General features: G+C 67.6%; 2 protein-coding genes. One reads left to right on the top strand and one right to left on the bottom strand.

The window, feature by feature from the left end; all coding sequences use genetic code 11:
* On the bottom strand, nt 1–371 hold a 371-nt coding region (locus HMPREF3086_RS06135), incomplete at its 3' end, for a heavy metal-responsive transcriptional regulator (protein WP_070720752.1).
* Nucleotides 372–476: 105 nt separating this feature from the next.
* Here HMPREF3086_RS06135 and HMPREF3086_RS06130 point away from each other — a divergent pair.
* Nucleotides 477–691: FAD-dependent oxidoreductase (locus HMPREF3086_RS06130; protein ID WP_141764012.1), on the top strand; the 215-nt coding region annotated here is incomplete at its 3' end.

The following is a 691-nucleotide window of genomic DNA, read 5'->3' as shown; positions in this document are numbered from 1 at the left end:
GTCGTGGTGTCGCATTTGGTGGGGTCGCTGGTGGTGGCACTGTGGTGAAGGTGCGCGACGGTGTGTCGCAGTGCTTGCAGGTCGGCGATTTGGCGGTCCAGGTCGCCCAGGTGGGCTTCGAGCAGGGCGTGCACGTGCTGGCAGGGTGCGACTCCGGCGTCGCGGATGTCGAGGATCTCGCGAATCTGGGCCAGGGTGAGCCCAGCGGTGCGGCCGCGGCGAACGAAGTCCAGGCGCGCCAGGGCCGCAGGGGTGTAGTCGCGGTATCCGTTGGCGGTGCGCTCAGGCGCAGGTAGTAGGCCGGCTTCTTCGTAGAAGCGCAGCGTCTTGGTTGTGGTGCCGCTGGCCACGGCCAACTCACCGATGCGCACAGTGGCCCCTTTCTCGGCTCTCGTCCATGTTCGCCTTGACCTTCCCCTGCGCTGGAACGTCCACTATGGACGCTGAAGAGGGGTCACGCGAAGGAAGGTGGGCAAATGGGTGTGGACTACGACGTCGATCTGGCCGTGATCGGCTCAGGAGGCGCGGCGATGTCCGCCGCCATCGCGGCCAGCCAGGCCGGTAAGAGCGTCGTGCTGGTTGAGCGCGGTGTTCTGGGCGGGACGTGCGTGAACATCGGCTGCGTGCCGTCCAAGACGCTCCTGGCGGCCGCCGGGGCCCGGCACGCCGCGCTCACCAATCCCTTCAAAGG

The sequence above is a fragment of the Dietzia sp. HMSC21D01 genome (assembly GCF_001815995.1).
GTDB lineage: Bacteria > Actinomycetota > Actinomycetes > Mycobacteriales > Mycobacteriaceae > Dietzia > Dietzia cinnamea.
This window is presented reverse-complemented; position numbering and strand designations above follow the sequence as displayed.